Annotated in this window: 15 protein-coding genes; 11 read left to right on the forward strand and 4 right to left on the reverse strand. The window is 68.5% G+C overall.

Annotation, left to right across the window (positions count from 1 at the left end):
* The first annotated feature begins 694 nt into the window (after positions 1 to 694).
* The gene (gene uvrA / locus ON20_RS09450) at positions 695 to 3,724 is read left to right on the forward strand and encodes an excinuclease ABC subunit UvrA (RefSeq protein WP_040834757.1); all 3,030 of its coding nucleotides are present in this window, start codon (positions 695 to 697) and stop codon (positions 3,722 to 3,724) included.
* A gap of 115 nt (positions 3,725 to 3,839) precedes the next feature.
* Here the strand turns inward: uvrA and ON20_RS09455 are convergent, their stop codons facing one another.
* Entirely contained in the window at positions 3,840 to 4,181 is a 342-nt protein-coding gene (locus ON20_RS09455; RefSeq protein WP_040834637.1) for a DUF1844 domain-containing protein, read from the reverse strand.
* 96 nt (positions 4,182 to 4,277) lie between these two features.
* A complete protein-coding gene (locus ON20_RS09460) occupies positions 4,278 to 4,802 on the reverse strand; it encodes a DinB family protein (RefSeq protein ID WP_040834638.1) in 525 nt (174 codons plus the stop codon).
* Positions 4,803 to 5,142: 340 nt separating this feature from the next.
* Between ON20_RS09460 and infC the strand changes: the two genes are divergently transcribed.
* From infC to ON20_RS09480, 4 genes are all read left to right on the forward strand, one after another.
* Positions 5,143 to 5,835: a translation initiation factor IF-3 gene (gene infC, locus ON20_RS09465; protein ID WP_245547145.1), complete on the forward strand. Its 693-nt coding sequence runs from the start codon at positions 5,143 to 5,145 to the stop codon at positions 5,833 to 5,835.
* 104 nt (positions 5,836 to 5,939) lie between these two features.
* Positions 5,940 to 6,134, forward strand: a complete 195-nt coding sequence (gene rpmI / locus ON20_RS09470; protein ID WP_040834639.1) for a 50S ribosomal protein L35 — start codon at positions 5,940 to 5,942, stop codon at positions 6,132 to 6,134.
* A 75-nt stretch (positions 6,135 to 6,209) separates the two neighbouring features.
* Positions 6,210 to 6,590, forward strand: a complete 381-nt coding sequence (rplT, locus tag ON20_RS09475; protein ID WP_040834640.1) for a 50S ribosomal protein L20 — start codon at positions 6,210 to 6,212, stop codon at positions 6,588 to 6,590.
* A gap of 10 nt (positions 6,591 to 6,600) precedes the next feature.
* Positions 6,601 to 7,467: a TrmH family RNA methyltransferase gene (locus ON20_RS09480; protein WP_051161996.1), complete on the forward strand. Its 867-nt coding sequence runs from the start codon at positions 6,601 to 6,603 to the stop codon at positions 7,465 to 7,467.
* A gap of 22 nt (positions 7,468 to 7,489) precedes the next feature.
* Here the strand turns inward: ON20_RS09480 and ON20_RS09485 are convergent, their stop codons facing one another.
* On the reverse strand, positions 7,490 to 8,056 hold the full coding sequence (locus tag ON20_RS09485) for a TetR/AcrR family transcriptional regulator (protein ID WP_083864782.1): 567 nt from the start codon (positions 8,054 to 8,056) through the stop codon (positions 7,490 to 7,492).
* A 92-nt stretch (positions 8,057 to 8,148) separates the two neighbouring features.
* On the opposite strand from ON20_RS09485, the gene ON20_RS09490 reads away from it, so the two are divergent.
* Positions 8,149 to 9,609, forward strand: coding sequence for a DHA2 family efflux MFS transporter permease subunit (locus tag ON20_RS09490; protein ID WP_245547134.1), 1,461 nt, complete (start codon positions 8,149 to 8,151; stop codon positions 9,607 to 9,609).
* Between the two features lie 153 nt (positions 9,610 to 9,762).
* Here the strand turns inward: ON20_RS09490 and ON20_RS09495 are convergent, their stop codons facing one another.
* Positions 9,763 to 11,052 carry a glycosyltransferase 87 family protein gene (locus ON20_RS09495; RefSeq protein WP_083864783.1) on the reverse strand — a complete coding sequence of 430 codons (1,290 nt, stop codon included), beginning with the start codon at positions 11,050 to 11,052 and terminating at the stop codon, positions 9,763 to 9,765.
* A gap of 165 nt (positions 11,053 to 11,217) precedes the next feature.
* Here ON20_RS09495 and pheS point away from each other — a divergent pair, with 165 nt between their 5' ends.
* The 5 genes from pheS (at position 11,218) to ON20_RS09520 (ending at position 17,389) form a co-directional block, all read left to right on the forward strand.
* Positions 11,218 to 12,312: a phenylalanine--tRNA ligase subunit alpha gene (gene pheS / locus ON20_RS09500; protein ID WP_040834641.1), complete on the forward strand. Its 1,095-nt coding sequence runs from the start codon at positions 11,218 to 11,220 to the stop codon at positions 12,310 to 12,312.
* 28 nt (positions 12,313 to 12,340) lie between these two features.
* A complete protein-coding gene (gene pheT, locus ON20_RS09505; RefSeq protein ID WP_040834642.1) occupies positions 12,341 to 14,845 on the forward strand; it encodes a phenylalanine--tRNA ligase subunit beta in 2,505 nt (834 codons plus the stop codon).
* On the forward strand, positions 14,842 to 15,639 hold the full coding sequence (locus ON20_RS09510; RefSeq protein ID WP_051161998.1) for an alpha/beta hydrolase: 798 nt from the start codon (positions 14,842 to 14,844) through the stop codon (positions 15,637 to 15,639). The genes pheT and ON20_RS09510 overlap by 4 nt, the downstream gene beginning before the upstream one ends.
* A 136-nt stretch (positions 15,640 to 15,775) precedes the next feature.
* Positions 15,776 to 16,285 (forward strand): hypothetical protein, encoded by a 510-nt coding sequence (locus ON20_RS38660; protein ID WP_040834643.1) that lies wholly within the window; start codon positions 15,776 to 15,778, stop codon positions 16,283 to 16,285.
* Positions 16,286 to 16,330: 45 nt separating this feature from the next.
* Positions 16,331 to 17,389: a hypothetical protein gene (locus ON20_RS09520; RefSeq protein WP_040834644.1), complete on the forward strand. Its 1,059-nt coding sequence runs from the start codon at positions 16,331 to 16,333 to the stop codon at positions 17,387 to 17,389.
* Positions 17,390 to 17,434 lie beyond the last annotated feature (45 nt).

The raw sequence follows: 17,434 nt of genomic DNA on the forward strand, positions 1-17,434 counted from the left end.
GTCGGTTGATCGGGCTGTTGAAATATGTCGGGAGCTCTGCAGAAGCGCCTGATGCCACCCGCCGACGTGATCGCCGATCGGTCTGCGTCACCGCACCGGATTCGGTCCGACCGCCATGCTGAAATCGTGGCCCCCGGAATGGACGGCGGGGAGCGGATGAAGAGCTACGACCATGTCGGGTCACGGGCCCATTGCCGATCTTATGTCCATTACCGGTGTCGGCGCCGTCACCGGATCGGCCGAGACGAGAATTATTCCGATCCGGCCCTCGATGAGAAGTCCGTGACTGTGCTCGCGCCGCCCACGTGGTCGGTGACACTGCCCATTGACAGTGGAAATTGCCCTAGGCTGGAGGCGCAGCCTCCCGGATGCTGCGAAGCCCCCGACACCGTCCGGGTTCGTCGGCCGGTGTTCGCGATGGCGGACGGTTCGATGTGCCCTGTGACCGGGACCGTATCCTTCCTGGTCCGATGCCCGCCGCGGTCGTCGTCCGATTCACTCGGCGGAACTTGTCGGTGGCCCGGCCTAGCATCACCGGGGCGCCCCCGTGACCCGATTCGACCCCGACCGTGTGCCGATGACCGGCCCGGTTTCCGTTGTCGACTGTCGTGTCGATGGCCGGGTCGACCGTACGAGGGTCCGGGCAGGGCACCAATGGCGATATATCGATGACGAACGAGAAGGGACCGACCTGGTGGCGGAACGCCTCACTGTGCGCGGAGCTCGGGAACACAACCTCAAGGGGGTCGATCTCGACCTGCCCCGCGACAGTCTCATCGTGTTCACCGGGCTGTCCGGCTCCGGTAAGTCCAGCCTCGCCTTCGACACCATTTTTGCGGAGGGGCAGCGCCGTTATGTGGAATCGCTGTCGGCCTACGCCCGGCAGTTCCTCGGTCAGATGGACAAACCGGATGTCGATTTCATCGAGGGGCTCTCACCGGCGGTCTCGATCGACCAGAAGTCGACCAACCGCAACCCCCGGTCCACGGTCGGCACCATCACCGAGGTCTACGACTATCTGCGGCTGCTCTACGCCCGCGCCGGCACGCCGCACTGCCCGGTCTGTGGGGAGCACATCGCCAAGCAGACCCCGCAGCAGATCGTCGACCAGGCGCTGGCCCTGCCGGAAGGCACCCGGTTCCAGGTGCTGGCGCCGATGGTGCGCACCCGCAAGGGCGAGTTCGTGGACCTGTTCGAGCAGCTCAACGCGCAGGGATACGCCCGTGTTCGGGTGGACGGGGTGGTATATCCGCTCACCGATCCGCCCAAGCTGAAGAAGCAGGAGAAACACGATGTGGAGGTGGTGATCGACCGCCTCGCCGTGAAAGCGAGCGCCAAACAGCGGCTCACCGACTCCATCGAAACCGCCCTGCGCCTGGCCGACGGCATCGTGGTGCTCGATTTCGTCGACCGCGACGAACACGCCCATGACCGGGAGCGCCGCTTCTCCGAGAAACTGGCCTGCCCGAACGGCCACCCGCTCGATATCGAGGATCTGGAACCGCGTTCGTTCTCGTTCAACTCGCCCTACGGCGCCTGCCCCGATTGCACCGGCCTCGGCATCCGCAAGGAGGTCGACGTCGACCTGGTGGTGCCCGATCCGGAGCTGAGCCTGGCCGAGGGCGCCATCGCGCCGTGGTCGCGCGGTCAGAGCGCCGAATACTTCACCAGGCTGCTGTCCGGCCTGGCCGACGCCATGGGGTTCGATATGAGCACCCCGTGGCGCGACCTGCCACCCCGGCTGCGCAAGGCCGTGCTGGAGGGCAGCTCCGACCAGGTGCACATCTCCTACACCAACCGTTACGGCCGCAAACGCTCCTACTACGCCGACTTCGAGGGCGTGATGCCGTTCCTGCAGCGACGGCTGGACAGCACCGAGTCCGAGCAGATGAAGGAGCACTACGAGGGCTATATGCGGGATGTGCCGTGCCCGGTGTGCAACGGGGCCCGGCTGCGGCCGGAGATCCTGGCCGTCACCCTCGCCGCGGCCGACGAGCGCAAATCCATCGCCGAGGTCAGCGATCTGTCCATCCGCGATTGCTCGGACTTCCTGAACGCGCTCACCCTCGGTGAGCGCGAGACCGCCATCGCCGGGCAGGTGCTCAAGGAGGTGCAGGCCCGGCTGGGCTTCCTGCTCGACGTCGGCCTGGAATACCTCACCCTGTCGCGGGCCGCGGCCACCCTGTCCGGCGGCGAGGCCCAGCGCATCCGGCTCGCCACCCAGATCGGGTCCGGGTTGGTCGGCGTGCTGTACGTTCTGGACGAACCGTCGATCGGCCTGCACCAGCGGGACAATCGACGGCTCATCGACACCCTCACCCGGCTGAAGAACCTCGGCAACACCCTCATCGTGGTGGAACACGACGAGGACACCATCCGCGCCTCCGACTGGGTGGTCGATATCGGCCCGCTGGCCGGTGAACACGGCGGCCGGGTGGTGCACAGCGGTCCCTATGCGGAACTGCTCACCGACCCGAACTCACTGACCGGTGCGTATCTCGCGGGCCGGGAGCGGATCGAGGTGCCGCCGCAGCGGCGGTCGGTCGACAAGAAGCGCCGGATCACCGTGGTCGGCGCCGGCCAGAACAATCTGCGCGATATCGACGTCGCGTTCCCGCTCGGCGTGCTGACCTCGGTCACCGGCGTCTCCGGCTCCGGTAAGTCCACGCTGGTCAACGACATCCTGGCCACCGTGCTGGCCAATAAACTCAACGGTGCCCGCCAGGTCCCCGGCCGGCACACCCGGGTCAACGGTCTCGACCAGCTGGACAAACTGGTGCGGGTCGATCAGTCGCCCATCGGCCGCACCCCCCGCTCCAACCCGGCCACCTACACCGGTGTGTTCGACAAGATCCGCACCCTGTTCGCGGCCACCACCGAGGCCAAGGTGCGCGGCTACCAGCCGGGCCGGTTCTCGTTCAATGTCAAGGGCGGCCGCTGCGAGGCATGCTCCGGTGACGGCACCCTGAAGATCGAGATGAACTTCCTGCCCGATGTGTACGTCCCGTGCGAGGTGTGCCACGGTGCCCGCTACAACCGGGAAACCCTGGAAGTGCACTACAAGGGTAAAACCATCGCCGAGGTACTGGACATGTCCATAGAGGAGGCCGCCGACTTCTTCGAACCGGTCACCTCGATCCACCGCTACCTGAAGACCCTCGTCGGGGTCGGACTCGGCTACGTCCGGCTCGGCCAGAGCGCCACCACCCTGTCCGGCGGTGAAGCCCAGCGCGTGAAACTGGCCGCCGAGCTGCAGAAGCGCTCCACCGGACGGACCGTCTACATCCTGGACGAGCCCACCACCGGCCTGCACTTCGAGGACATCCGGAAACTGCTGAAGGTGATCAACGGCCTGGTCGACAAGGGTAATACGGTCATCGTCATCGAACACAACCTGGATGTCATCAAGACCTCCGACTGGGTGATCGATATGGGTCCCGAAGGGGGTTCCGGCGGCGGCACGGTGGTGGCGCAGGGCACGCCGGAGGAGGTCGCCGCGGTTCCCGAGAGCTATACCGGCCAGTTCCTGAGAGAGGTCCTGGAGGCGCCCGCCGCCACCGATCCGGCCCCACGTCCCGATGCGTCCGCGCCGAAGAAGGCCGTCCGGAAAGCCGCGGCCAAGGCTTCGGCGAAGCCGACAAGCAATGGTGCGGGGGAGGACGCGAAGGCGACCGCCGAGCAGAAGGCCAAACGACTCTCCCGGAAGGCGGCGGCACTGCGCTGATACGCCGTCGGCTCGGCCGCCCACCGTGATGACGGCGAACGGCCGAGCCGACCACCGTCGCGGCGGGATACCCGGTCGAGCGGTGCTTCGGCGCCGGTGAACCGGCCCGCAGCGCTCAGTAGACCGGCCCGGTGTACTTTTCGCCCGGCCCCTTGCCCGGTTCGTCCGGATGGGCGGATGCCTCGCGGAAGGCGCGCTGCAACGACTGCAGGCCCTCTCGTAGGGGGCCGGCGTGCGGTCCCAGGTATTCCACCGACGCCGTGATCAGGCCGGCGAGCGCGGTGATCACTCGGCGCGCTTCGTCGAGGTCCCGGACGGTGCTGGTCTCGGGGTCGTCGTCGGCCAGCCCCAGCTTCTCCGCGGCCGAACTCATCAGCATCACCGCCGCTCGGCTGATCACCTCCACCGCGGGGATATCGGCCAATTCGCGCACGTTGCCGTCGGGCTGTTCGGTCATGAGCAACAAGGCTAGGGCCTGCCCGCCGAGCCCTCGGCGGCGCGTCCATCATGTCCTCGGGCCGGAGGGCGGGCCCGGCCCGATCCGTCCGGTGGCTCAGCCGGTGGTCGCGGCGCGCAGCAGTCGCAGCTGCCCGATTTCCGCGGTGTTCTTCATCAGTTCGCCGTTCACCCAGGCGGCCTGGTGGGCGAGGGTCAGCCCGGCGTCGGCGGGCCAGGGATGGGCCGAGGGCGAGTCCAGTTCGGTATCTCCGCAGCGGTCCAGTACGGCGAGCCAGGCGGTGCGGAGTTCGGCGAGACGGGCCAGGGTGGCCGCCGCATCGCCCGGCCAGTACACCGCCGTGCGGTGGGGCGGGGTCCGGCCCTCGGCATGGTCGATGGCGGCTCCCCACCACCAGATGATGTGCCAGGTGAGCCAGCCGATGGTGGGGACGGGAACCGGATCGGGTTCGGTATCGGCCCAGTCCGGTCGCCAGCGGCCGTCGTCGCCGCGGTGTACCGTCCAACACAGGTCGGCCGGAGTCCAGTGCGTATCGTCGTCGGTCAGCGTCTCCAGATGCAGCCGCGCCAGCGACCAGGTGAAATCGAACTGCCAGTGCAGCAGGTCACGTCGAGAGCTCATCCGCGGCAGCCTGGCAGGTCGAAACGGTTGCGGCAAACGACTTTCCGCACGGCCGCTTCGGGATCGTGGGCGATTCGGCGATGGCCGCGGTGAATGCTAGACTGTCCGCTGACGACCGTCCCGGGGGCTTGCCCTGGGCAGACAAGTGGAGCCCGACTCCCACCGTTGCCGGTGAGTGATCACCTGGTCAAACGGTCCGGTCACCCGTCCTGGCGGCGGGCCTCCCGATCCTGGGGATCGGGGGCCCGGGCACAGCGTCCGGGTGGATCGGTCGACATCGGGCCTCGCTCGCGATGAAATATCGCGGCGGGGTTTTTGTGTTGAACAAGGGGTTCATTTCCTGCGGTCGTCACCGACACCGCTAGACCTAGGAGGCCCCATCAGCACTGAGACCCGCATCAACGATCGCATCCGCGTTCCCGAAGTCCGGCTCATCGGACCCGGCGGTGAGCAGGTTGGGATCGTGCGTGTTGAAGATGCACTACGCGTCGCCCTCGAAGCCGACCTCGATCTGGTCGAGGTGGCCCCGGATGCCAGACCGCCGGTCTGCAAGATCATGGACTACGGCAAGTTCAAGTACGAGACCGCGCAGAAGGCGCGCGAGTCCCGGAAGAACCAGGTCCAGACCGTGATCAAGGAGCAGAAGCTCCGTCCCAAGATCGACGACCACGACTACGAGACCAAGAAGCGCAATGTGGTGCGCTTCCTGGAAGCCGGTTCCAAGGTCAAGGTCACGATCATGTTCCGGGGGCGCGAACAGTCCCGGCCCGAACTCGGTTTCCGGCTGTTGCAGCGACTCGCCTCCGATGTCGCGGAATTGGGTTTCGTCGAGACCTCGGCCAAGCAGGACGGCCGGAATATGACGATGGTCCTCGCCCCCCACAAGGGCGCGAAGACCCGGGCCAAGGCCCAGCAGGACTCGGTCGCCCGACCGGAGTCCGGCGGGGACCGAGCCGGTTCGGGTGGCGTACAGCCCGGCTCGTCCGCTGTCGCGCAACCCGGTGGTGCGCCGCGGCCCGGCCCGAAGCAGTAACGCACAAGCGCGTCACCGCAGTACCGCGGGCCACCGCGGATAACACCGATCAGCACATCCGGTCCGCCGCTGCGCGGGCACGAAACAGATTGAGGTAATCCTCCATGCCCAAGATGAAGAGCCACAGCGGCGCTTCGAAGCGATTCAAGGTGTCCGGTAAGGGCAAGCTGCGCCGTCAGCAGGCCAACCGTCGGCACCTGTTCGAGCACAAGCCCACCCGCCGGACTCGTCGTCTGGAAGGCACGGAGGCGGTCGCTGCCGCCGACGTTCGTCGGGTGAAGAAGCTGCTGGGTATCTGACCCTCCGGGCTCGATACCTTCTCCAACGACCACTTCGGGCGCATCGGCGCCCCCAAGATCGAACAGGACTGACCAGTGGCACGCGTCAAAAGGGCCGTCAACGCTCAGAAGAAGCGCCGTTCCATCCTCGAGGCCTCCAAGGGCTACCGCGGGCAGCGCTCCCGGCTGTACCGTAAGGCCAAGGAGCAGCAGCTGCACTCGCTCGCCTATGCCTACCGGGACCGGCGGGCGCGCAAGGGTGATTTCCGCAAGCTGTGGATCGCCCGGATCAATGCCGCGGCCCGCGCCAACGACATCACCTACAACCGTTTCGTGCAGGGCCTGAAGGCCGCCGGCGTGGAGGTCGACCGCAAGAACCTCGCCGAACTCGCGGTCTCCGATCCGCAGGCGTTCGCCGGCCTCGTCGCCGTCGCCAAGGCCGCTCTGCCGGAGGACGTCAACGCCCCGGCCGCCTGATCCGGTAACGGTGTCGGACTCTCGAACGGCCTGGCGCGAGCAGTATTCGAAACGACCCGCGGAGGCGCTCTCCGAGCGCAATCCGCGGGTCGTTTCCGCTGTGAAGCTGCATCGCGGGGCGTCGCGCAAACGGGCCGGGCTGTTCCTCGCCGAGGGCGCGAACTCCGTCGCCGCGGCGTTGGAAACGGGCCGGGTCCGGGAACTGTTCTATTCCGCCGAAGGCGCGGCCCGGGAGCACGAGCTGATCGCGGACGCCGTGGCGGACGGTGTGCGCACGACCCTGATCTCCGAGCGGGCGGCGCAGGCGCTGGGGGAGACCGTCACCCCGCCGGGGCTCGTCGCGGTCTGTGAGCTCGTCGATGTGCCGCTGGAGCGGATTCTTCCCGCTCGGACGGATGAGCGGGACGTGCCGCGCATACTTGCCGTTCCCGTCGCCATCGCCGATCCCGGCAACGCGGGCGCGCTCATCCGGGTGGTCGACGCGGTCGGCGCGGACGCCGTGATACTGGCCGGTGACAGTGTCGACCCGCACAACGGCAAATGCGTGCGCTCCTGCGCGGGCAGCCTCTTCCATGTCCCGGTCGCTCGTGACCGCGATACCTCCGGCGTACTCGACGCCATCCGGGCCGCGGGTATCACCACTGTGGCCACCGCCGCCGACGGTGAGGTCGATCTCGGCGATGCCGACGATCTGTTCGCCGGCCCGGTCGCCTGGCTGTTCGGCAACGAGGCCCACGGGCTCGACCCGGAGGTGGCGGCCCGGGCCGACCATCGGGTCCGAATTCCCATCCGGGGGCGTGCCGAGAGTCTCAACCTGGCCACCGCGGCCGCCATATGCTTGTACGCGAACGCGCGAATCCGCTTTCGGGATCGATGACCGGGCGGGGGTGTGTCTCGGTTCAGTCGCCATAGTCGCCCAGGTTCTCCAGGAGTTCGCCGGCCCAGTCGGCGGGAACGGCCTCGGGTCCGACGACCTGGAGTGCGGCCATGACCGTGAGCAGCATCCCGCTCGCCATGAAACGTCGGGTATCGGTGACCGACGCATCGGTGAGTTCCCGGACCAGTCGATAGATTCTTCCGTAGCGTTCCCGCACGACCGGACCGATCTCGGGGACCCGCGCCGCGGCGAAACCGTGCAGCAGCAACTGGAGTAAATCGCTTTCGGTCAGGAAGACCTCGTAGGCATGCCCGAGAGCGTCCAGCGGTTCTTTGTCGCCGGCCGATCGCGCGGCCTCGGTGAAGACCTGCTCGATCCGGTCGCACACCCGTCCGAGCGCGGCCAGGAACAGGGCTTGTTTGGAGCCGAAGAGCCGGATCACATACGGCTGGGAGACCCCCGCCCGGCGGGCGATCTCATCGGTGCGGGTGGCGGCGTAGCCGGATTCGGCGAACGCGGATACCGCCGCTGCCAATACCTGCTCACCGCGTTCGCCCGCGGTCATCCGGGTCCTGGTCACCTCGGCCATCGTCCTCCTTCTGCTCGGTCTCTTGACATGTTATCAGTCAATGCATACGCTCGGCTGCATTAGTTATCAGTCAATTACAACAAGGACTGGACATGGCCGACACCCTCATCTCGATCCCCGTGCCCCCGCCTGACACCTCCATCCGGTCGTCCGAGGCCGATACCCCGCGGGCTCGGGGCGGTCACGCGCCGCGCCGGCCGCTCGCCGCCGTCCTCGCCGCCGTCGGCATACCGATGTTCATGGTCACCCTCGACAACCTGGTGGTCACCAATGCGCTCCCGGTGATCCGCACGGAGCTGGGCGCCTCGCTCAGCGACCTCCAATGGTTTGTGAACGCCTATACGCTCTCGTTCGCCTCGCTGCTGCTCACCGCGTCCGCGCTCGGCGACCGGATGGGCCGCAGGCGGATCTTCCTGGGCGGTATCGCACTGTTCACCCTCGCCTCCGCGGCCTGCGCGCTGGCCACCGACCCCGGGATGCTGGTCGCCGCCCGTGTGATCCAGGGCTTCGGCGCCGCCGCGGTGATGCCGCTCTCGCTGACCCTGCTGACAGACGCGGTCCCGCAGCGGTTGCGCAGCGCCGCCATCGGTATCTGGGGCGGTATCTCCGGTCTCGGAGTGGCGCTCGGTCCGCTGCTCGGCGGGGCCGTGGTCGACGGGCTGAGCTGGCAGTGGATCTTCTGGGTGAACGTTCCGATCGGACTGCTGGTGCTGCCGCTCGTGGTGTGGGCGTTGCGGGATTCCCGGGGCTCCGGCCGGCGGCTGGATCCGCTCGGCCTGGTGTTGGCGTCCGGTGGCGTGCTGGCCGTGGTGTGGGGGATCGTGCACGGCGCCGACGACGGCTGGACCTCCCGGGGCGTCCTCGCCGCTCTCATCGGCGGCGCCGTGCTGTCGGCCACCTTGATCGGCTGGGAACTGCGGACCGCCGCACCCATGCTGCCGATGCGGCTGTTCCGGGTGCGGGCCTTCGGGGTGGCCAATGTGGTGGCCTTCGCGTTCTCCGTCGGTGTGTTCGGGTCGATCTTCCTGCTGGCCCAGTTCTTCCAGGTGGTACAGGGTTACAGTCCGTTCGAATCCGGTGTCCGCACCATGCCGTGGACCATGGCGCCCATGGTGGTCGCGCCACTGGCGGGTCTGGTGATCGACCGGATCGGTGCGCGGGCGCTGCTGGCGACCGGCCAGACCCTGCTGGCGGTGGGCCTGGCCTGGATGGCCGCGATCACCACCGCCGATATCGATTACGGATCGTTCGTCGCCCCGATGCTGATCGGCGGGATCGGCATGGGCCTCACCTTCGCGCCACTGGCCACCGTGGTGATGGCGAGCGCCCCCGAAGCGGACCGGTCCATCGCCTCGGGCACCAACAACACCATCCGCGAGGTCGGTGTGGCCATGGGTATCGCGGTACTGACCTCGGTATTCGCCTCCTACGGGGCCTATACGGATCCGCAGAGCTATGTGGCGGGCCTGGTGCCCGCGGTAGGGGTCGGCTCGGCGATCGTCGCGATCGGCGCCCTGATCTCGCTGCTGGTACCGGGCCGACGCGCAGCCTAGCGGCGGAGACCGAGCGGCGGGGTGCTCCCGGTGGGCGCGCCGCCGCTCGGTCCGTGCCGGGAGTCCGTCGGGCACATTCCCGGGCGCGTGCCTCGGTGGGCCGGGACACGCGCATCGGCGATCTCGAAACCGAACCGGAAGGAGATGCGATGGCTACTGGTCGCGGCTGCCGACCAGGGCGTTGTCCGGTTCGGGTGCGGTACCGGGTTCCTCGGTGGTCGAGCGTCGAGCGGCGACGGCCACGAACACGACGAGCAGCAGACCGAACCAGACATATGTATTGCCGATCACCTGCTGGATCGGTGTCCAGTCGAGTTCCCGGTTGTCCTCACCGGGCAGATAACTGTGTGGGGCCGCGATGAACACCGCAATCGTGAGCGCTGCCGCGATATACCAGCGCAGCCCGTCCCGCCACGGTTGCCGGATCGCGTAGCCGATCATGGCCAGGATCGCGGGCGCCACCCACACCCAGTGATGCGACCAGGAAATCGGCGACACCAGCAGCGCGACCATCGCGTTGACCGCGAGCGCGATCACCGGCGGCGTCCCGGCCCGCCGCATGGCCACCACCGCGAGCGCGACCAGCGCGGCGCTGAGCACCAACCACAGCGCGGTGGCCGCGGTCCCGGTGATCTCCAGCCGCGCCAGCACGGCCTGGAACGACTGGTTGGTGTGGAAGGCCGAACCGCTCAGACCGCCGGCATTGCCGAACCCGCCGAACCAGTACCGCACGGACTCGTCCGGCAACACCACGAATCCCACCAGCGTTGCCGCCGCCCCGCTCACCGCGGCGGTCACGGCCGCCCGGTAGTCGCGGCGAACGAGGAAGAACAGCACGAACGCGGCCGGGGTCAGTTTGACCGCCGCGGCGATACCGATCAGCATGCCGCGCGGCCAGCGGGGGTTCCGGGTCAGACAGTCGGCCGCGACAAGACCCATCAGCACCAGGTTGACCTGGCCGAAGTCCAGGGTGGCGGATACCGGCTCGAGCAACAGCGCCAGCGGTGTGGCGGTCGCGCACATCAGCAGCGCGGTCCACGTCCGGCCGGTTTCCGGCCACAGCCGCCGGGCCACCAGATACAGGGTGAGGGCCAGTGCCCCCACCGACGTCACCAGATAGGCGACCACCGAGACCGACCACGACACCATCGCGAACGCCCCGAGCGCCAATGCCGCGAACGGCGGATAGATGAACGGCAGGCTGATCCCGATCCCGGTCTTCGGCAGTTCCCCGTACAGGTTCCCGCCCGAGCGCCATTCCTCGACGCCCAACCGATAGACCTCGAGGTCGATATAGCCGCCGCTGATCTTCTCGAACGGCCCGATCGGCACCCCCAGGCACACCGCGGTGACTGCCGTCGCCAACAGCGGTAGCAGCCAGACCGCGAAGTCGCGGACCCGATACCCGGCCGGTGTCGTCGTGGTGGTGGGGGCTCTCCTCATCACCGGGCGACTCTACCGGCTCGCCGCCGGCACGTCCCTGTCGTGCGTCCGGTGATATCCGCGTGAATCGCCGACGGCGCATCGAATACGATTCGACCAGCAGCAATATGGGCAGGCGGACAAGCCGGGTCCGCGAAACCGATCCCCAGGGAGTGACGAACGACCGTGGCCGACAACGAGGCAGTCGCACACAACCGCGCCGACGAGGCGCGCCACGCTGCCGGGCAGGCGCCCGCACTCACCGAGGAGGCCCTGGCCGCGGCAGCGGCCGCCGCCGAGAAAGCGTTCGCCGCCGCCGTCGATCTGGACGCGCTCGCGGTCGCGAAAACCGAGCACATGGGCGGCAAATCACCGGTGGCTCTGGCCCAGCGCGCGCTGGGTTCGCTGCCGAAATCGGAGAAGGCCGAGGCGGGGAAACGGGTGAATGTCGCCCGCAAACGGATCTCGGAGGCGTTCGAGGCGCGACACGCTGTACTGCTCGCCGAACGCGACGCCGCGGTGCTGGTCGCCGAGACCATCGACGTCACCCTGCCCGCCAACCGGGCCCCGGTCGGCGCGCGGCATCCGATCACGGTGATCTCCGAGCAGATCGCGGACGTCTTCGTCGGGATGGGCTGGGAGGTCGCCGAGGGCCCGGAGGTGGAGACCGAGCACTTCAACTTCGACGCACTCAACTTCCTGCCCGACCATCCCGCCCGCACCATGCAGGACACCTTCCATATCGCCCCGGAGGGTTCCCGGCAGGTGCTGCGCACCCACACCTCCCCGGTGCAGGTGCGGTCCATGCTGTCGCGGGAGCTGCCGATCTATGTGGTCTGCCCCGGGCGCACCTTCCGCACCGACGAACTCGACGCCACCCATACCCCGGTGTTCTCCCAGGTGGAAGGCCTGGCCGTCGACAAGGGCCTGACCATGGCGCATCTGCGCGGGACCCTCGATGCTTTTGCCCGGGCCCTGTTCGGTCCCGAGACCCGCACCCGGATCCGTCCGAACTACTTCCCCTTCACCGAGCCCTCCGCCGAGGTCGACGTGTGGTTCCCGGACAAGAAGGGCGGTGCCGGCTGGGTGGAATGGGGCGGCTGCGGCATGGTCAACCCCAAGGTGTTGATCGCCAGCGGTATCGACCCCGACGAGTACAGCGGTTTCGCGTTCGGTATGGGCCTGGAGCGCACCCTGCAGTTCCGCAACGGTATCCCCGATATGCGCGACATCGTCGAGGGTGACGTGCGGTTCACCCAGCCCTTCGGTATCCGGTCCTGACCGTTTCGACTAGAGAGCGATACGACAAGTGCGAGTAGCGCAGTCCTGGCTGACCGAACTCATCCGGCGCACCACCCCCGACTGGTCGGTGACTCCGGAGGAACTCGATGCCGGTTTCGTCCGGGTCGGGCTGGAGGTCGAGGAGGTCGACACGCTGCGGCCGGTGACCGGGGATATCGAGTATCCGCTGGTGGTCGGGCGGGTCGCCGAGATCACCGAGCTCACCGAGTTCAAGAAGCCGATCCGGTTCTGCAAGGTCGATATCGGCAAACCGGAACCGCAGGAGATCGTCTGCGGAGCCACGAACTTCACCGTGGACGACCTGGTGGTCGTGGTGTTGCCGGGCGGTGTGCTGCCCGGCGGGTTCGCCATCTCCTCGCGCAAAACCTACGGGCATATCTCGAACGGCATGATCTGCTCGGTCGCCGAACTCGGGATCGGCAAGGAGCACTCCGGCATCCTGGTGCTGGAACCCGGCACCGCCGAGCCCGGCACCGACGCCAACGAGTTGCTCGGCCTCGACGACACCGTCATCGAACTCAATATCACCCCCGATCGCGGCTACTGCTTTTCGCTGCGCGGTCTGGCCCGGGAGCTGGCCTGCGGTTTCGACCTCGACTACGCCGATCCCGCGGTTCGCGTTCTGCCGAACGACGCGGCCGAGGCCTGGCCACTGCGGGTGGCGGAGGAATCGCAGTGCACCCGGTTCGGGATACGCCGGGTGACCGGCATCGACCCCCACGCGGTGAGCCCGTGGTGGCTGCAGCGGCGGTTGCTGCTGGCCGGGGTGCGGCCGATCTCGCCGGCGGTGGACGTCACCAACTACGTGATGCTGGAGCTGGGCCAGCCGCTGCACGCCTTCGACGCGGCGAAACTGTCCGGCGGTCTGGTGGTGCGGCGGGCGCAGGCGGGGGAGAAGTTGCGCACCCTCGACGACACCGAACGCGTCCTCGACCCGGAGGACGTGGTGATCGCCGACGATTCCGGCGTGATCTCCCTGGCCGGGGTGATGGGCGGTGCGAGCACCGAGGTCGGCGCCGACACCACCGATGTGGTGCTGGAGGCGGCCACTTGGAACCCGCTGCTCATCTATCGCACCGCCCGGCGGCACAAACTTGTCTCCGAGGCGAGCAAACGCTACGAGCGCGTGGTCGACCCGGAACTCAACCTGGCCGCCCTGGACCGCGCCGCCGCCCTGCTGGCCGAGATCGCCGGCGGCACCGTGGAGCCGGCGCTCACCGATTTCCGGGTGGACCTGCCCGCGCCGGCGCCGATTCGGATGGATATCGACCACGCCGACAAGGTAGCCGGTGTCGTCTACCCGACCGGGACGTCGGCGCGTCGGCTCACCCAGATCGGCTGTCAGGTAGATGTGGGGGTGAACGAGGCCACGGGTCACGCGCAGCTGGTGGTCACCCCGCCCAGCTGGCGGCCCGACCTCGCCTGGCCCGCCGACCTGGTGGAGGAGGTGCTGCGGCTGGAGGGCCTCGAGCAGATTCCGCTGGTGCTGCCCGCCGCCCCCGCCGGCCGTGGCCTGTCCCCGGAGCAGCGGCGGCACCGCGCGGTGAGCCGGGCGCTGGCCTTCGCCGGCTGCGTGGAGGTGCCACCGCCGGTGTTCCTGCCCACCGACGTCTTCGACGTATGGGGCCTCGACGCCGGCGATCCGCGCCGCACCACCACCCGGGTGCTCAACCCCCTCGACGTGGACCGGGCCGAACTGGCCACCACTCTGCTACCCGGCATGTTGGAGGTGGCGGCCCGCAATATCTCGCGCGGCGCCCGCGATCTGTCGCTCTACGGGATCGCGCAGGTGGTGCTCCCCGGGCCCGAGACCGGGCCGGTCGACCCGCTGCCGGTGGACCGGCGTCCCACCGATGAGGAGGTGACCGCGCTGCTGGCGTCGCTGCCGGAGCAGCCGGTGCACGTCGCGGCGGTGTTCACCGGACGCCGGGAGCCGCGCGGACCGTGGGGACCGGGCCGGCAGGCCGAGGCCGCCGATGCCTTCGCGCTCGCCGATGTCGTCGGTGCGGCCGCGGGTGTGCGGATCGAACGCCGTGCCGGCAGGTATCTGCCGTGGCATCCGGGCCGCTGCGCCGAGCTGGTGGTCGACGGGTCCGTGGTCGGTCATGCCGGTGAACTGCATCCGGCCGTGCTGGAGCGATCCGGTCTGCCGCCGCGCACCTGCGCGCTGGAACTGAACCTGGACGCACTCCCGCTGCGGGATTCCCGACCGGCGCCGATGGTATCGCCGTTCCCGGCCGTCCTGCAGGATGTCTCGGTGAGCGTCGACCGCGGGATTCCCGCCGCGGCCGTGGAGTCGGCGCTGCGCTCCGGCGGCGGCGAGCTTCTCGAGGATATCGCCCTGTTCGACGTCTACGAGGGCGCTCAGGCCGGGGAGGGCCGCAAATCCCTCACCTACGCGCTGCGCTTCCGGGCCCCCGACCGCACCCTCACCGAAGACGAGGCGAGCGCCGCCCGCGACGCCGCGGTGGCCGCCGCGGCGGAGACGGTCGGCGCGGTGCTGCGCTCTTGACCACGCCTGCCGGGAGGTCCTGGCGGCCGGGCCATCCGGCCCGGCCGGTCCTGTACGCGCTCGCCTATCAGCCGACGCGCCGGATCGAGCAGACGCCGACGGTGCTCGGGCTGGACTACACCGAACTGTCCATCCCGACCACCGACGGCCAGACCCTGCACGCCTGGTGGGTGCGCGCGAAACAGCCGGTCGGCCACATCCTGTTCGCACACGGGAACGCGGGCAATATCGGCGACCGAGTTCCGGTCTACGCCCTGCTCAATGCCGCCGGGTTCGACGTCCTGGCCTTCGACTACCGCGGTTACGGCCGCAGTACCGGCCGCCCGTCCGAACCCGGGACCGCCCTGGACGCCCGCGCCGCCCGGCGGTCGCTGCTCGACCGGCCGGGCGTCGATCCGGACCGCATCGTCTACCTGGGGAAATCCCTCGGTGGCGCGGTCATGCTGGAACTGGCCCTGGCGCATCCGCCCGCCGGCCTCGTCCTTATGTCCACTTTCACCGGTCTGCGCGCCACGGCCCGTGGGCTGTATCCGTTCCTGCCCGCGCCCGCCATCCCCGACGCCTATCCGAGCCTGCGCCGTATCCCGTCGCTGACGGTGCCGCTGCTGATCATGCACGGCGACCGGGACGAACTGATCCCGCTCCGCCATGCCGAGCGTCTCTACGCGGCCGCTCCCGAGCCGAAACGACTCATGGTGTATCCCGGGGCCGGGCACAACGACATTATCGGTATGGCCATGACGGAGTGGGCCGCGGCGATCGCCGAGTGGGCGAAGGAGAACGAGATCATCTGACGCCCCACCGCTCACGGACGACGCTCTTCGGTCTCCCGGCGCTGCGTAGCCTGGGTGGTATGAGCGGTCAGCGCCCGGAGGCGGTAGCACAGCGTGATCACGGAGGGCGCCCGCTCATACCGCGAAAGGACACAGTATGAGCGAACCCAGCACAGATCCGGGCGAGTTGGCGGCCCGGCTGGCGGCATTGCCCGACGATCAACTGCTCACCGTACTGAGCGTGGTCACCTCCGGCCGCCCGGGGTTGGCGGAGGTGTACGAGGTGGTTACCCGACTTCTCGCCCAGACCGGCGCGATCGGTTCGGATACCGGTGTGATCCCTGACACCGCACCGCGTCCCGGCTATCGAGGTCCTTCTGGTGAAGGGATATCCCCGCAGGTGGGAGGGGATTTTTCGGCCGAAATGCAGGCGGCTGACCCCAGTGGCGGTGATATCGGCGGCTATACCTCCGGCGGTGTGCCGACCTTCGAGTCGGTTCGGGATAAGGTCGAGCAGCGCTTCGGCACCGCGCAGGGGATGAGCGAGCTCGACCGCCGGACTCCGGCGGGCCGCGGCGCCGATGAACAATGGGAGGCGCGCGAGAGGGCCGCGCGGGAGCGTCTGGATCAGATCCGGAAATCGGTGCGCGGCGATCGCGCCGAATGAGCGACCGGTCCGGTCCTGGCGGGCCCGGCAGGATAGGTGGACCCGATGACAGAACCAACACTCACGCCGACACCGGAGCAGGCCCGGGTCATCGCCGAACGCCTCCTCGACACCCAGGTGAAATACCTGCTGTCCGAGGTGAGCGGCGACCGTTTCGCCGAGGTCGTCGCCCGTGATGTGGCCGCCGTTCTCGGTGTCGCCGACACCATCGGTTTCGGTGAGGTGGTGCGGGTCGACCAGGCCCGGGAAACCGTCGCCACGGTGGTCGACCGGATCGGCGGCAGCAGCGTCATCGCCGATGTGGTCGGTGTGTTCGCCGACGCCATCTACGACCACACCGCCGCCAACGACGACTACACCCTCGGCGAGGTCGTCGAACGGGAACCGGTGGAGGCGCTGCTGGAGAAGATCTTCGGTATGCACCGGACCCAGGAACGCATCCTGGACCGGCTCACCGACAGTCCCCTGGTCGCCACTGTCGCCTCCAAATTCGTGGACAAACTGGTCGGCGATTTCGTGGAGGCCAACCGCCGGCGTGCCGAGAAGGTCCCCGGTATGGGTGCGCTCATGTCACTCGGCCAGTCTGCCGCCGAGCGGGCCCGCAAGGCCGCCGAAAGCAATGCCATCATCGGCGATATCGCCGGCAAAGGGGCCATGTACGCGCTGCGCCGCACCAACAACGCCATCCGGGAGATGCTGCGCGAGGCCCCCGTGCACGAGGCCTCCATGGAGTTCTGGGATCTGCACGCCGGCGAACCCGTCAGCGGGCTGCGCGACTACCTCACCCAACAGGACCTGCGCGAACTCGTCGAGATCTGCTACCGGATCGCGGTAACCACCCGCGAGAAGGAATACTTCGGTCTGCTCGTCGACGAATGCGTCCAGGTGTTCTGCGACAAATACGGCGACCACACCCTCGCCGCCATGCTCGGCGAACTCGGCCTCGGCGGCGAGGACATCACCGCCGAGATCCTGCGCTACGGACCCGCCGTGGTGGAGGCGGCCAAGCGAAACGGTGTGCTGGAGGGCCTGATTCGCGAACGGCTCGAACCCTTCTTCCTCTCGGATGAGGTCTTGGGCATCCTGGGCGGAGCCGGCGCCTGACGGTGGCACACCGGGGTAGCGCCGGCCCCGCCTCCGGGTCGATGG

The sequence above is a fragment of the Nocardia brevicatena NBRC 12119 genome (assembly GCF_000308495.1).
GTDB lineage: Bacteria > Actinomycetota > Actinomycetes > Mycobacteriales > Mycobacteriaceae > Nocardia > Nocardia brevicatena.

What these genes read in the sequence shown, in the direction of transcription:
- ON20_RS09455 (WP_040834637.1), bottom strand. Translation starts at nt 4,181, where the DNA reads ATGACCGAACAGCCCGACGGCAACGTGCGCGAATTGGCCGATATCCCC.
- ON20_RS09460 (WP_040834638.1), bottom strand. Translation starts at nt 4,802, where the DNA reads ATGAGCTCTCGACGTGACCTGCTGCACTGGCAGTTCGATTTCACCTGG.
- rpmI (WP_040834639.1), top strand. Translation starts at nt 5,940, where the DNA reads ATGCCCAAGATGAAGAGCCACAGCGGCGCTTCGAAGCGATTCAAGGTG.
- ON20_RS09485 (WP_083864782.1), bottom strand. Translation starts at nt 8,056, where the DNA reads ATGGCCGAGGTGACCAGGACCCGGATGACCGCGGGCGAACGCGGTGAG.
- ON20_RS09490 (WP_245547134.1), top strand. Translation starts at nt 8,149, where the DNA reads ATGGCCGACACCCTCATCTCGATCCCCGTGCCCCCGCCTGACACCTCC.
- ON20_RS09495 (WP_083864783.1), bottom strand. Translation starts at nt 11,052, where the DNA reads ATGAGGAGAGCCCCCACCACCACGACGACACCGGCCGGGTATCGGGTC.
- ON20_RS38660 (WP_040834643.1), top strand. Translation starts at nt 15,776, where the DNA reads ATGAGCGAACCCAGCACAGATCCGGGCGAGTTGGCGGCCCGGCTGGCG.
- ON20_RS09520 (WP_040834644.1), top strand. Translation starts at nt 16,331, where the DNA reads ATGACAGAACCAACACTCACGCCGACACCGGAGCAGGCCCGGGTCATC.